This window comes from Paenibacillus sp. FSL R5-0810, from assembly GCF_038002285.1.
Lineage (GTDB): Bacteria > Bacillota > Bacilli > Paenibacillales > Paenibacillaceae > Paenibacillus_AQ > Paenibacillus_AQ lactis.
Genome location: NZ_JBBOCF010000001.1, coordinates 374,855 through 387,923 on the forward strand (window position 1 = coordinate 374,855; position 13,069 = coordinate 387,923).

Genomic DNA, 13,069 nt, shown 5'->3' on the forward strand with positions numbered 1-13,069 from the left:
GGAGAGAAGGAAGTGGGATCGCATTGGTTAGTAATGAAATACTTTCGCAAGCGGCTGGTGCTTTCGGATTTGATATGCATTCATTAGAGTTTGTAAGTAACTCAACAAACGAGGTATACAAATACATTAAAGGCAATAAGAGCTACTTTCTACGTTTGTCGGAAAAACCAGTCGAATACGAAATGATGATTCAGTCCGAAGTTCATTGGGTTCGGTATTTGGCTGAGAATGGTGTTCGCGCCTCATTACCAATCCAAACATTAGAAGGAAGCCTAACGACAAGTTGCAGAGATCATGAAAAATGCTTTATAGCAGTTGTGTTTGAAGGGGCTTTTGGAAAGTTCTTTAATGAGTCCCCGAAGTTATGGGGACCGCATTTGTTTTATAGATGGGGCTCGACAATGGGACTCATGCATAGATTAACAAGATCGTATGACCCAGGTGAACCAGAGCTAAAAAGGATGGAATGGAGACCAGCGGAGATCAATAACCCGCATTTACATAAAGGTAACTATTCGTTACTTCTTGGGAAACTTTTATCCATTGAAAAACAATTAGCGTCTCTGTCTAAGAACAATGACTCCTATGGATTAATTCATAATGACTTTCATCCCTATAATTTTCTCATTCATCAAGGGGATATCACGGTATTTGATTTTGATGATTCATTGCACGGTTGGTTTGCGCTTGATATCGGAATCGCAGCGGCACACGCCGTATGGTGGGGCTCACATTACCAAGAATGGGGATCGAAAAATGATTTTGCCAAGCATTTTCTATCTTCGTTTTTAGAGGGTTACTTGAAGAATAACAATTTAGATTATGATTGGATTCGAAGAATTCCTTTATTTATGGAATATCGAAATATCAGTTCTTTTTTCTGGTGGCTTGGTCACTGGGATGGGAATGAAGATAATCTATCTATATTTCAAAAGAATGCTATTACTGAAGCAGTTAAGTTCATCGAAAGAGATATGCCGTTTGAGGGATGCAATATTGAATTGTAGATGATGAGGGGGATTCGATGAACTCTCGGAGGCATCATCTAACAATATATTCACGAAGCACAAGTTATTTTTAGTGTTCAGAATTTCTTTGGTGGTGAGCGCAATGGAGCAACATATAAAAGAACTGATGAATGAGCATATACTTGAGGATGCTGCGAAGTTTTTTGGAATAGATTTGTCAGATTTAAAGTATATCGGTGGTTTTCAAAACTTTGTCTATGAATATCCTAAGAAGGATAAGCTATATATTTTAAGAATAACGCATAGTTCCCACAGGCATTCAAATCATGTATGTGGGGAAATAGAGTGGGTCCAATATCTTTATAATAATGGAGTGTCTGTAAGTAAACCAATCGCGTCCAAAGCTGACAGATATGTTGAGGTTCTGGAACTTGATAACTCCTATTTCATTATTACTTCGTTTGAGAAGGCACCGGGAAAGAAGATTTTTTACCCTGAGTGTATGAATAATGATCCCCTCTCAGAGATGTGCGGGGAACTAACAGGACAAATTCATAAACTATCAAGAACATATGTACCAAGCAGAAAAGAATTCATGCGTCATGATTGGACGGAGAACTCTTATTTAAAGGATATAAAGAAATATATTCCCTCGAATCAGGATCGTGTGTTTGAAAGTTTCAAGCAACTCACTAGTCAGATAAATAATTTAAAAAAAGAAGATAAATATGGACTTATTCATGGGGATATTAATGTAGGAAACTTCTTTATCGATCATAATAAAATGACGCTTTTTGATTTTGATGAATGCCAATATAGCTGGTACGTAGAAGATATCGCAATTCAAATTTTTTACATGGTTTATGTGGTGCTTAATGATTCGATACCGGAACGGAATAAACAGGCCAGGAAATTTTTAAAGTGTTTTCTTAAAGGATATGAACGATACAGAAATATTGATGATGAATCATTAAATAATTTGAGTTTATTTCTGCGACTAAGGGAGTTTATCGTTTATATCGGAATGTACCGGAGTTTTGATCTTTCAAAATTGATTGGACTAGTACTTACATTGCTGAGAGCCAAGAAAGATTGGAAGAAGGAGTGCCCATAGTCGAAGGGATCTTTTAAGGAATTTTCTTGGGGGCGCCAACTAGATATAACAATTTATTTACGTTGCAGAGGGGTTGGCCCTTGGCTTCTTTTGTATCGCGTGGAGTCCTAAAAATAGATTCAATATCTCTAAAAATCCAAGGGACGGTGGTTTAGATATGAGTATTGTGTTCAGGCCTTATGCAGGTGAAGATGATTATGAGGCGATACGCGACATCATCGTCCGAAAATTTGAAGAACCCAACAGACGATTCTATCCGAGTCTCGGTGACATGGATTACAACCGTTCGTTTGGCGGTGAGGAATTTTTCAAAAAGTTAGTAATTATCGCAATAGAGGACAACACAATAATCGGTGCAATATGGCCAGGACATTACCGGATCTTATATTGCGTTACCTGCCCTAGGTATGCGCATGAGAGCGTTTGTCACGGAAGAGAAATGCAAGCTGTTTGGCGATGTTTCAGGAAAAAAGATGCTAGAAATAGGCTGTGGAAATGGTCAATCCTTGCAATATCATGGGGAACGCCAAGCATCCGAGCTATGGGGGATAGATATATCGGAAAAGCAGATTGAAAAGGCCAAGCAGCATTTGACGGCATGCGGACTTTCGGCAAATTTGATCCGTTCTCCGATGGAAGAAGAATGCGGCATACCCGAGGATTATTTTGACTTCGTTTATTCGATCTATGCCATTGGCTGGACAACCGACCTTGAAAGCACGTTTAGTCGGATCGCTTCTTATTTAAAAAAAGACGGCGTCTTTATCTTCAGTTGGTCTCATCCTATACATAAATGTGTTGTTGAAGAAAATAATAGATTTGTTTTGAATAAGCGTTATTTCGATGAATCGTGGTATCCGGTATCTCCTGATTTTTGCCAAGGGGACCTAACCTTATCTGACCGAAAACTATCAACCTATATCAATGCGATGGCGAAGGCAGGGTTTGTCATTGAACAAATGATTGAAGAAACCGACAGTGAAATCATACAAATGCAGGATGAAAACAATAATTTCGTAAAAAGAGCGAAGATGTTCCCTGTAACCTTCGTTATCAAGGCAAGAAAACTTTAGAATAAGTAAAAAGGGAAGTGGAGTGCGAAATGAAATTACCGTGGAGGGGACACATCCGCACCGGCTAACCGCATCACGTGGTCAGCCTCCTGAAACGTTAACATTCGGGCTTCTGTGGAATAGCAATTTCAATTAGTAGTTCAGCCAGCCCTAAATAAATCACCGATCATAATCTCTCGGATTTTGATCGGTGATATTGCTGACGAAGAAGCCGACGGCCGCTTACCCTTGGAATTTGTAAAGCTGTTGCATACCATGTTGATACATTTGCTTTGGTGTATGCTGAAGCAATAAATTTCTAACGGCGATGGCCATCGGATGTTCCAATTGAGTGATTTTTCCAAACATCCATGAACGTTTCGATATCTTTTCTATTTTTGTTCGACGGCGTGAATCGAATTCCGCAAAGGCCTGCCTATAATCGGTATGCCTACTTATACATTCGGCAGCAACCACCGCATCCTCAATCGCTTGGCAAGCTCCTTGTCCTAGATTGGGTGTAAACGCGTGGGCGGCATCACCAATAAACAAAGTGCGGTTAGAATAGAAACGATCCATGGGAATGATATCCACAATATCACGATGGATCATCTTGTGACTTGACTTCAGTAAACTGGGAATGGGATCATGATATTTTTCGAAGTGATTTGCTAAGTCAGTAACTGTATAACTGCGGAATCGATCATCGTTCTCTAGGGCATTTACCATGGCATACCAATACACTTGACTATTTGGAAGCGGGATGATCCCAAAGCGCCCCTGTGGTCCCCATGTTTCAATAAATTCTTCAGACAATCCTGTACAAGAATCAGATGAGACAATACCACGCCAACATGTATATCCGGCGAAACGATAAGAATTTTTGTTTGATAGTTGTTTTCTTACGATGGAATGAATTCCGTCTGCTGCAACCAGAATATCTCCCGTCGCATCACTGCCATCACGAAACTGGATACGGACGCCATGTTCGTCTTGATTGATCCCCACACATTCCTTTCCATATTCAACTGTACTAGGAGGCAGAGCCTCATATAACAGATTGTTCAAATCTCCTCGATGAATGGAGTACAATTTGTAAGATCCATCCTGCACCGACATCTTGATGATTTTTTTCCCTTTGTGAGTTAATGTCTGAATGCCATCCCTACCGTACCCTGCATGTATGATTTGATCCGTAATTCCGAACGGTTCAAGCGCTTGCAGCGCATTGGGGGCTATAATGATACCGGCACCGGCATCTCCTGGCTGCGGTCTCTTTTCGTATACCTTTACCTCTATCCCAAAATATCGCAATGAAATCGCCAAACACAAACCCGCGGTTCCCCCGCCTAAAATAATGACTTTGCTTCGCATGCATATGCTCTTCCCTTCAAAGTAGTTTAAACGAAAGTTCAAATCACGGTTGAAAATCCAGATAGCCGAGAACGAAGCTAGCCACTAACAAAAAAATCATAATATATGCTAAAAACTGTTGCGGATGTAGTCCCAAAATGCTTTTGACATCGGATTTAAATTCCTCATCAATCCAACCGGTGTTAGGAAATATTGCGGCCAAGATCATGGAAAGCCAATAATACGATGCGGTCAAGATCGCTAAAATAAACTGAAACCACAGATCCCCCTCAGTCCGGAACAGTAAGTATAGCGATGAAAAACCAAGTAGAATGGATAAAGATATCGTCTGACCGTTATGAAATTTGGCGTGCGGAGGCCATTTGGGATTAAAAATATGTTGGCTCGCCGTCTTACGGACAATCACATCGGCAAGCAAGGCACCTGCAATTGTAACAATCGCCACAAAGGAAATGATTATTTTTGATATCAAAAACATATAAAACCCTCCTATCATCCAAGTTGATGTATTCACTTTGATTGTTTCCTTAGCCTCAGTGCAGACCTCGCTTGCCTGGTGTCCAAAAAGGTTTAACCTTGATCGATGAGCGTGGCCAACCGCGCTCGCGTACAAGATGTTGGAGTACCATCTGGCAAGTTTTCGATTCCCCTGCTACATACGCTGCTCCACGTAACGCAGGAAGATGAATTTCGGATATCGCAGAAAGCAGGGATTGTGATGCAACGGCTGAAGCCCCGTTACGATATACACGAATCAGTTCTTGTGATCTCGGCATCGGTATGTCATCATCTGGCGAATTGCTCTCCAATATGCCATAAATCTGTTCTTTCGGATCAAGCGATCGAATCATGGAACCAAATGCAATGGACGCCGTTTCTTCCCCAATAAAGAGATGATAGGATGCGGAACGGATGACAAAGTCCCCCATGGGACCCCAGAACGTCACTGGATCACCAGCCTTCACGTTACGTGCCCAGTTCTGACCGATCCCTTCCTCTCCATGGAGATAAATACGTAACTCGAATGCCTGCTCTTGGGGCGAAAATTCCCAAATGGTGTAAGAGCGGAGCGTTTCACGGGGACGCAGTATTCCTCTTAAGGAAAGCGGATCGTTAATCTGTATTCTGACATGCTGCCCAGGTGAGTAAGAAAGCTTCCCCAACGAACTGGACAAAATTCGGACGCGTAACATCGATGATGAGATTTGTTCTACTTCGGACACCATCCCTTTCGAGATGTGCTTGGCGAGCGCATGATGCAAGAGGTTTTGGGATGAAGGTTGTTCAGATGTGTTCTGATTTTTTTTATTCAGGTTGTCATTCATACGATGGCCTCCTTTTATCAATTGTTTTATTTATTGATAAATAAATAAAATCCAAAAAATGAGATCGTTGAATCAACGATCATGGGTACCACGGGAGCAGTTTCTCTAATTGGATTGTTTCTGACAGCGAAATAAGCAGCCCTTCTCCGATAAATATCTTGGCCTCGCGACTGGCGTCTGGATATCCAGCCTGCAAAAACTTCATTTTTAATTGCTCATAAACTTGATCGAATCCCTTCCGAACAACATCTCGAATCTCAGTCTCAGGGATGGTGTATGCCATCATCGTCACTAATATTTCGTTACGATGACTATTCAGTAATTCATTAAATGCCTGACTCATGGCCTCTTTTAACTTGTCGGAAGGAGCCTCCACATTCAAAAAAGTCTGAAAGACCCGCTGAATAGCCTGCTCAAGCACGGCAAGATAAAGTTGTTCCTTATTGCTGAAAAAATGAAACACATACGGTTGAGTGACGCCAACAGCATTTGCGATATTGGCTGTCGTTGTTTTGTAATAGCCCTTGTCTGCGAATAACTGAATGGCGGCTTGAATAATTTGCTGCTTTACATTTGGTATCGTGTCGCCTTTAGGTGAGATCGTTAACGCCCCCTAACATTTATTTATTAACCGATAAATAAATAATGCATGTTAAACAGCACATTGTCAATAGCGTAGGTTGGGAACACTTGATTTTATAGACATCAATCATTTGTTTTGAGAAACATATTTGGCGGATGAAGGTCAATGTTATTCCAATAAAATAACTTCTGTATAACCGTTATAACTTGAGCTATACTGATGTAAGAATAAGTAAGGAACTGTTCTGGACACACGGCTAACGCAGTACAATATACTGCTTAAAGAGCAGTCGGCCATACAAGCTAGGTCGAGAATAGACCGTTACTTTAGGGAGTGCGGTCTATTTCTTTTTATGGTTAGAAGCGCCGAAATGAACATGCCCAACAATAACATTTAGGAAAGTGCGTCTTTGGCCACCATATGTATTAGCATTTGCCCTTGGTTCCCAGAGTTTTTACAAGAAAGAACATTCAGACAACACACGACCCGGCCTAAGTTAAGAGTTATTTATGGCCGGGTCGCGTCATAAACGAAGGACGTTTGATGAAACCTGCGAAATATAAAATTTTTTAATGCACATATAATAAACAAACCTAAAGGAGCGAGAATAATGAGTCCGCCGAAACATATCCTCTCCGCTGCAGCGATTGTTGTAAATGATAAAAATGAATTATTACTAATTAAAGGACCCCGTAGGGGCTGGGAGATGCCTGGCGGTCAAGTAGAGGAAGGAGAGTCTTTAAGTCAAGCTGCCATAAGAGAGACTAAAGAAGAATCCGGAATCGATATCGAAGTTATTAAATTCTGCGGCATTTTTCAGAACATTGGGAATTCCATTTGCAACACATTGTTTTTAGCAAAGCCCATTGGAGGAGAATTAACGATAACAGATGAAAGCTTGGAAGTAGGGTTCTTCCCGATCGAGGAAGCGCTTCGTAAAGTAGAATGGAAGGATTTTAGACAACGCATCGAGTACTGCTTAAAACCTGAATTGCAACCTTTTTGTGTTGAGTTTGTGGATAATAAGAATATTTGAGGATAAAAGCTGCGAGGGATGTATCATCTAACAACATATTAACGATTTCTGCCGGCTTCGTTCCCCCTTGGTTCACTAGAAGTAGGGGAAGGGAAAGATAGCGAGGTTCGTGGAGGTAAGAAACGCTCTCAGAAAAACTATGCAAAGGAGATTACCATGGGATCTAGAGTCATGCATTATTGTATAACCGCACGTCTTGCTCAAGCGTTACAGATTGATGATGATCAATTTTACTTAGGTGGCATCGCGCCTGATGTACATAAAAATATGAATACCCCAAAAGCAATTTCTCATTTTGTGAAGACTAATAATGACGGGCATAAATTTGCCGATTATTTCGGATTCAAGGATAAGTATCTGAGTTCTATGAATGAACCATTTTACCGCGGATACTTCTATCATTTAATATCGGATGTTATTTGGGTCGAAGACATTTACAACAAGAAAATCAAGTGGCTACCCCAACCCGATAAGAAGGAAGCGCAGTTAAAGTATTATCGAGATTTTTGGAGACTAAATGGAAAACTGATTGACCATTATTCCGTCACTTATAGACCGATGGAAGTCAAGCCCATAGAGATTGAAGAGATTGATTATAGATACCTCCCAGATTTAATAAAGGATATTGAAGTTGATTTTGCTAAGAAAGATGAGGCGAAGGAGCAAGAATTAGAGATTCTTGATTTGAAAGAAGTCATCGAGGTCCTTGAAAGAACTGTTAGGGAATGTGTTGCAATTTCGAGATGAGGCATAGACAATTCGATGTAAGGAATAAACATCCATAACAATGGCTTACGCTGCCTGCCGGCTGAGGCGAAGCTATATGACACGAAGGAGAAAAGCATGCACCATATAAGAGTTAGAGCATGTGCACTAATCATTGAGAATGATTCGATTTTATTAGTTGAATTTAATGATGAACATGGCGTTCATTACAATTTACCTGCAGGAGGAGCGGAACCAGGCGAATCCATAATTGAAGCCGTCAAGCGAGAAGCGCGTGAAGAGGCAAATATAGAAGTTGAAGTGGGGCCATTAGCTTTCGTGTATGAATATGCCCCTCATTTAAACGCTTATAATCATGGAACAGGGCATAGATTGAGTTTGATGTTTGATTGCAGAATTTCGTCCGGAAGCCCGGCTTTACCAGCGAAGCCAGATCATAACCAGACCAATGTTAGATGGATTCAAATCGATAAAATAGATGATATAGTACTATATCCCAATATTAAAGATCATATTAAGGACTATGTGAACAACAAGAGAAATATTGAGATCATAGAAGAATTTAAGCTAAAGCAGTATAAATGATTACCAATGGCTTAAACGACTGGTTGAAGGAATCCTCGACTTGAGGAAAACAATATTAATTAGCTATCGTAGTTCAGATAACATGAATCTAAGGGGATTTCCACATGAGTGATAAATCATCTAATGAAATAATTAAGGAGATAAGCGAACATATAAATACAACATTTGGATTTAAGGTCCGGGATGCTATTGCAGTACTTATGGGCTATGCTAACTTGAAATGGAAGGTTCATACTGGCGATGAAGTGTTGTTTGTTAAACAATATAACGAAGTACGATATCCGGAAGAATTATTAAGTTCTGTGGAAGCAGCACTAGGTCTACAAGATCTATTACATTCAGAAGGAATCCCTTGTCCGAAACTCTTTTCAAAAAATGATTTATTCATTCAACGCACACCATCCGGTGAGAGATTTATTGTAACTGAATATTGTGAAGGTGAATTAGTCAAACCAGGCGAAGTCAACGCGGATCAAATGTACCACCTTGGACAGATCGTAGGTAGAATGCACAAAATACTGTATTCGAAAGCGCCCCAATCATTGACACTACATTGGAAACCAGAATCAAAAGAAGCTAAGCTCCAGAAGTGGGCTAAAAGTTGGCACGAAGCAGTGGGACAAGCGGCGGATAAGTATGTATCCGCTTTAGAAATCCAAAGGAAAATTATTGACGAAATCGATCTCGATTTATTTAAGTCATGCGAGAAGGGATGGGTTCATTGGGATTTGTTTGTAGACAATCTATTATTCCATGATCATTGTGTTTCATCAATATTAGATTTTGATAGGATGCATTATATTTATCCCGAGTTTGATATTTCACGGGCCATTCTATCCGGCACGCTATTGAACGGTAATATCAATATGGAATCAGTAAACGCGTTTATCTGTGGCTACACCGAAAGTATGCCAATAACAGTAGACAAGTTCGTTCTATCAAATTAACATGGTGGAAAGAATGTTCATGGATCAATATAAAGTCTGAAAATCATAGGACCTTAAAAAGGTTTGTTGATGAATTAATTTGGGTAGGGCAGAACTGGACGAGGCTGGAGGAAATATTTCAAGAAATTGAAGTCACTCGATGCTAACCACTAATCAGGACATCCAACCCAGCACGGAGCGTCAACCGAAAGAAAAGGGCGTCTCGCAAGATCGTGATTCGCTCCCCTCGGCGATAGAAATAATAAAACCTGGTGCCGTAAGGGGAGCTTCGCAATTTGGTCGAAGTATCGATAACAGCACTATGGAATCGCCTCAATCAAAATCCTTCCAAGTGAAATCCACGCTTAATAGACCGATCGGCCGTTCGTTAGCTTCGTATTTTTGGGCAGAGGCCGTTTGGGGGCTTTTAAAGCAGACCAAGTTGTTATAAAAACCGAATGCATTGCAAATGGATGGCCGTACCGAATGAATGCCGCATCGATCATGTCGTTCGTCAAAGAAGATGCATGTTCCGGGAAAACGCTCCTGGTTCCGTAATTCCAAACGTTGTTTAGCAGGCATTTTCCGGATGGCCTTTTTAATTTTCACTCGTTCTTGTTGAGTAATCGGAACAGGTCCGCAGCACATCCCTTTACAGCCTTTACAAGGCAAACTTTCCATCTCCATCATCTCCATTCCATTATAATCCCTAGCGTTCAAACATGCAGACACAACAAAAAAAGCCTTTAGATCGGCTCAAAGAATGGCTCTTTAAGCGTTCTAAAGACTATAGTCGACGTGTGCTTATATGGTATATTGTAGCATTTTGTTTGAATCCTTAGCAAGGGTTGAACAATTCCCGTTCAATATTCTGAACTCATTGAAGGGTCCGAGCCATCACTATGACATGCTCAATCTGTTGATATCACTTTCAAGTGATGTCACCCAAGCGGAGCATCCGATACCCGAAAGACGGGGCACCTCGCAAGATCTTAGATCTTTTCAGGACACCCCGTGCAGTAGTAATGCGCTTTTACATTTATCAACCATTATGCCGGCTTCTGTGCTTTCGCAGCAGATGGAGCCGCACCGTCTGACTTTCGTTTGGACAGATCCATTTTACGCTGCAAAATACCAAGCACAACATCCGCGACAATCGCCAGCACCGCGGCAGGAATGGCGCCTGCAAAGATTCGCAGGGAGTTATTGCTGTTCAGTCCTGCATAGATCTCCCGCCCCAGCCCGCCTCCTCCAACGAGAGGAGCAATCGTGACTACGCCGATGGCAATGACGGCTGCAATGCGCAGTCCCGACATGATATACGTCAGCGCGAGCGGAAAACGCACTTGGACCAGCAGTTGGAAGGGGCTCATGCCAATGCCTTTTCCTGATTCTAGGTAGCTTGCCTCCACCTGTTGTAACCCAACGTACGTATTGCGTGTGATGGGATTCAATGAGTACAGGAAGAGTCCAACCATGACCGTTGTCGTTCCGAGACCCATCCATAACATGAGCACCACTAACATGGCCAAACTCGGCACCACCTGAAGGATGTTGGTGATAAACAAAATGATTTTGGCTGCCCATTTGCTTTTGGAGCACAGGATGCCCAGCGGCACGCCGACGATGAATGCCAGTCCCAGACCGATAACGACCATCATGATATGCTGGAGGAAGTACTCCCAGAGCAACTCCTGATTTCGTGATATATACGACAAAAAGTCTGCAAATGTTAAATGTTCACTTTCCATGCTTACCCTCCTTTAGCTGTTCAAGAGACCCTGCTCTTTCAAATACGCGATGGCGACCTCCCGCTCGCTTTTCTTCTCAATGTCCACCTGATAATTAAGCGATATCATCGTATCCGCATCCAGGCGACCGATTAAAGGCGCTATTGCCTCCTCAATTTCAGGATGTTTTTTCAAAAGGTCTGAGCGCAATACCGGGCTTGCATCATAAGGAGGGAAGAATTGCTTATCATCCTTAAGGGTTTGCAATTCGTAGGCTTTCAGCCGGGAATCCGTCGAGTAGGCCAGTACGATATCCACCTGCTGATTGGCTACCGCGCTGTATACCAGACTGATCTCCATGGGGAAAACCTGTCCGAATGTAATGTCATACGCTTTGGAGAAGGCCGGATATCCATCGGTGCTTCGCTCCAGCCAGGTGGTGTCTACTCCAAGCTTCATGTTGGCCATGTCTTTTTTGACATCGGAAATTTTGGTATACTCATTGGTTTCGGCAAGATCCTTTCTTACCGTGAATGCGTACGTATTCTCAAAGCCCAAAGGATTCATCCAAGTGAATCCGAAGTGTTCCTGAAACCCTTCCTGCGCTTCCTTCAAGACCTTGGCACGGTCTTTGCTGCCGCTGATCGGGAAATGGTTGTTGAAAATCTCACCGGTATATAATGTCGCCATTTGAACATCGTTATCTTTCATCGCATTGATGACCAATGAACTGGATGCCAGATCCGGGATAATATCGACGTTGAGATCGGTTTGGTCTTCAATCAGGGCTTTGTACATCTCGGCAATAATCTTGGTTTCGGTATAGGTTTGAGTCCCGATGGTCACGTCGCTTTGAATACCGCATGCGGACGTAAAAACAGCCAAAGTCAACATGCAGGCTAACATCGGGATCCATCTCAGCTTGTTCAGATTCATCACGCCTTCCTTGTTCCGTCCGGTTTGCTGCCTACGGCTGATGTGACTCATACCGCAGCGTCCCGGGTCTGGTTCTGATGGTAGTGTTTGCTAAGCCAGCCCTCAAGCAGGCCAAGCAACGCGTCAGCTACAAGGGCCAGGAGAATCGCACCGATGCCGCCGACGAATATCATCTCGGGCTTGTTCACCCCAAGTCCCGATACGATAAGCTGGCCTAACCCGCCAGCGCCAATCAAGGAAGCGAGCGTTGCCCAGCTGATGATATACACCGTCGTAATGCGGATGCCGGACATGATGTAAGGAAGCGATAACGGAAGCTGAATTCTCAAAATCGTTTGAGCGGTGCTGTACCCCATCCCCCTGGCTGATTGGAGCACGCCTTTGTCCACGGAGTGAAATCCGTCGTAGGTATTCCGCAGGATCGGCATCAGGGAGTATAGAAACAGCGCTAATACCGCCGGCTTCATGCCGATGCCAAGCAGCGGAATCAGAATCGCCAGAAGCGCCAGGCTGGGAACCGTCTGAAACAGGTTCGCAATAAAAAAGACGAAACGATTGATCCAGCCTACCCGGTTGTACACGAGCAGAATGCCGATCGGTACGGCAATGACCGTCCCCAAAAGCACGGCAGAAGAGGAGAGGACCAGATGCTCCTGCAAAGCCTTCAGGATATCCGGATAACGATCCGTGATGAAACTCCAAAATGCGTTCATA

The 13,069-nt window shown here is 42.5% G+C and carries 15 protein-coding genes; 7 read left to right on the top strand and 8 right to left on the bottom strand.

Annotated elements, in window-relative coordinates:
• Nucleotides 1-23 precede the first annotated feature (23 nt).
• The 3 genes from MKX76_RS01620 (at nt 24) to MKX76_RS01630 (ending at nt 3,155) form a co-directional block, all read left to right on the top strand.
• Nucleotides 24-1,007, top strand: a complete 984-nt coding sequence (locus MKX76_RS01620; RefSeq protein ID WP_341032791.1) for a phosphotransferase enzyme family protein — start codon at nt 24-26, stop codon at nt 1,005-1,007.
• A 103-nt stretch (nt 1,008-1,110) separates the two neighbouring features.
• A complete protein-coding gene (locus tag MKX76_RS01625) occupies nt 1,111-2,082 on the top strand; it encodes a phosphotransferase enzyme family protein (protein ID WP_341032792.1) in 972 nt (323 codons plus the stop codon).
• Between the two features lie 407 nt (nt 2,083-2,489).
• A complete protein-coding gene (locus tag MKX76_RS01630) occupies nt 2,490-3,155 on the top strand; it encodes a class I SAM-dependent methyltransferase (RefSeq protein WP_341035010.1) in 666 nt (221 codons plus the stop codon).
• A 222-nt stretch (nt 3,156-3,377) separates the two neighbouring features.
• On the opposite strand, the gene MKX76_RS01635 is transcribed toward MKX76_RS01630, so the two are convergent.
• From MKX76_RS01635 to MKX76_RS01650, 4 genes are all read right to left on the bottom strand, one after another.
• On the bottom strand, nt 3,378-4,508 hold the full coding sequence (locus MKX76_RS01635; RefSeq protein ID WP_341032793.1) for an FAD-dependent monooxygenase: 1,131 nt from the start codon (nt 4,506-4,508) through the stop codon (nt 3,378-3,380).
• A gap of 43 nt (nt 4,509-4,551) precedes the next feature.
• A complete protein-coding gene (locus tag MKX76_RS01640) occupies nt 4,552-4,986 on the bottom strand; it encodes a DUF6640 family protein (protein WP_341032794.1) in 435 nt (144 codons plus the stop codon).
• A gap of 55 nt (nt 4,987-5,041) precedes the next feature.
• Nucleotides 5,042-5,833, bottom strand: coding sequence for a siderophore-interacting protein (locus MKX76_RS01645; RefSeq protein ID WP_341032795.1), 792 nt, complete (start codon nt 5,831-5,833; stop codon nt 5,042-5,044).
• Nucleotides 5,834-5,912: 79 nt separating this feature from the next.
• On the bottom strand, nt 5,913-6,434 hold the full coding sequence (locus MKX76_RS01650; RefSeq protein ID WP_340901441.1) for a TetR/AcrR family transcriptional regulator: 522 nt from the start codon (nt 6,432-6,434) through the stop codon (nt 5,913-5,915).
• Nucleotides 6,435-7,026: 592 nt separating this feature from the next.
• On the opposite strand from MKX76_RS01650, the gene MKX76_RS01655 reads away from it, so the two are divergent.
• From MKX76_RS01655 to MKX76_RS01670, 4 genes are all read left to right on the top strand, one after another.
• Nucleotides 7,027-7,452: an NUDIX hydrolase gene (locus tag MKX76_RS01655; RefSeq protein WP_341032796.1), complete on the top strand. Its 426-nt coding sequence runs from the start codon at nt 7,027-7,029 to the stop codon at nt 7,450-7,452.
• A gap of 156 nt (nt 7,453-7,608) precedes the next feature.
• Entirely contained in the window at nt 7,609-8,199 is a 591-nt protein-coding gene (locus MKX76_RS01660) for a hypothetical protein (RefSeq protein ID WP_341032797.1), read from the top strand.
• Nucleotides 8,200-8,295: 96 nt separating this feature from the next.
• Nucleotides 8,296-8,763: an NUDIX domain-containing protein gene (locus MKX76_RS01665; protein WP_341032798.1), complete on the top strand. Its 468-nt coding sequence runs from the start codon at nt 8,296-8,298 to the stop codon at nt 8,761-8,763.
• A 104-nt stretch (nt 8,764-8,867) separates the two neighbouring features.
• Entirely contained in the window at nt 8,868-9,710 is an 843-nt protein-coding gene (locus MKX76_RS01670) for a phosphotransferase (RefSeq protein ID WP_341032799.1), read from the top strand.
• 312 nt (nt 9,711-10,022) lie between these two features.
• Here the strand turns inward: MKX76_RS01670 and MKX76_RS01675 are convergent, their stop codons facing one another.
• From MKX76_RS01675 to MKX76_RS01690, 4 genes are all read right to left on the bottom strand, one after another.
• Nucleotides 10,023-10,370, bottom strand: coding sequence for a YkgJ family cysteine cluster protein (locus MKX76_RS01675; RefSeq protein ID WP_083832582.1), 348 nt, complete (start codon nt 10,368-10,370; stop codon nt 10,023-10,025).
• A gap of 368 nt (nt 10,371-10,738) precedes the next feature.
• The gene (locus tag MKX76_RS01680; RefSeq protein WP_144879786.1) at nt 10,739-11,440 is read right to left on the bottom strand and encodes an ABC transporter permease; all 702 of its coding nucleotides are present in this window, start codon (nt 11,438-11,440) and stop codon (nt 10,739-10,741) included.
• 12 nt (nt 11,441-11,452) lie between these two features.
• Nucleotides 11,453-12,406, bottom strand: coding sequence for an osmoprotectant ABC transporter substrate-binding protein (locus MKX76_RS01685; protein WP_341032800.1), 954 nt, complete (start codon nt 12,404-12,406; stop codon nt 11,453-11,455).
• Nucleotides 12,403-13,068: an ABC transporter permease gene (locus MKX76_RS01690; protein WP_028406821.1), complete on the bottom strand. Its 666-nt coding sequence runs from the start codon at nt 13,066-13,068 to the stop codon at nt 12,403-12,405. Before MKX76_RS01690 ends, MKX76_RS01685 begins: the two co-directional genes overlap by 4 nt.
• Nucleotide 13,069: the final 1 nt, after the last annotated feature.

Excerpts from the sequence above, each read along its gene's own strand:
- MKX76_RS01640 (WP_341032794.1), bottom strand. The coding sequence starts at position 4,986 with ATGTTTTTGATATCAAAAATAATCATTTCCTTTGTGGCGATTGTTACA.
- MKX76_RS01635 (WP_341032793.1), bottom strand. The coding sequence starts at position 4,508 with ATGCGAAGCAAAGTCATTATTTTAGGCGGGGGAACCGCGGGTTTGTGT.
- MKX76_RS01625 (WP_341032792.1), top strand. The coding sequence starts at position 1,111 with ATGGAGCAACATATAAAAGAACTGATGAATGAGCATATACTTGAGGAT.
- MKX76_RS01645 (WP_341032795.1), bottom strand. The coding sequence starts at position 5,833 with ATGAATGACAACCTGAATAAAAAAAATCAGAACACATCTGAACAACCT.
- MKX76_RS01660 (WP_341032797.1), top strand. The coding sequence starts at position 7,609 with ATGGGATCTAGAGTCATGCATTATTGTATAACCGCACGTCTTGCTCAA.
- MKX76_RS01670 (WP_341032799.1), top strand. The coding sequence starts at position 8,868 with ATGAGTGATAAATCATCTAATGAAATAATTAAGGAGATAAGCGAACAT.
- MKX76_RS01655 (WP_341032796.1), top strand. The coding sequence starts at position 7,027 with ATGAGTCCGCCGAAACATATCCTCTCCGCTGCAGCGATTGTTGTAAAT.
- MKX76_RS01680 (WP_144879786.1), bottom strand. The coding sequence starts at position 11,440 with ATGGAAAGTGAACATTTAACATTTGCAGACTTTTTGTCGTATATATCA.
- MKX76_RS01675 (WP_083832582.1), bottom strand. The coding sequence starts at position 10,370 with ATGGAAAGTTTGCCTTGTAAAGGCTGTAAAGGGATGTGCTGCGGACCT.
- MKX76_RS01685 (WP_341032800.1), bottom strand. The coding sequence starts at position 12,406 with ATGAGTCACATCAGCCGTAGGCAGCAAACCGGACGGAACAAGGAAGGC.
- MKX76_RS01665 (WP_341032798.1), top strand. The coding sequence starts at position 8,296 with ATGCACCATATAAGAGTTAGAGCATGTGCACTAATCATTGAGAATGAT.
- MKX76_RS01690 (WP_028406821.1), bottom strand. The coding sequence starts at position 13,068 with ATGAACGCATTTTGGAGTTTCATCACGGATCGTTATCCGGATATCCTG.
- MKX76_RS01630 (WP_341035010.1), top strand. The coding sequence starts at position 2,490 with ATGCGCATGAGAGCGTTTGTCACGGAAGAGAAATGCAAGCTGTTTGGC.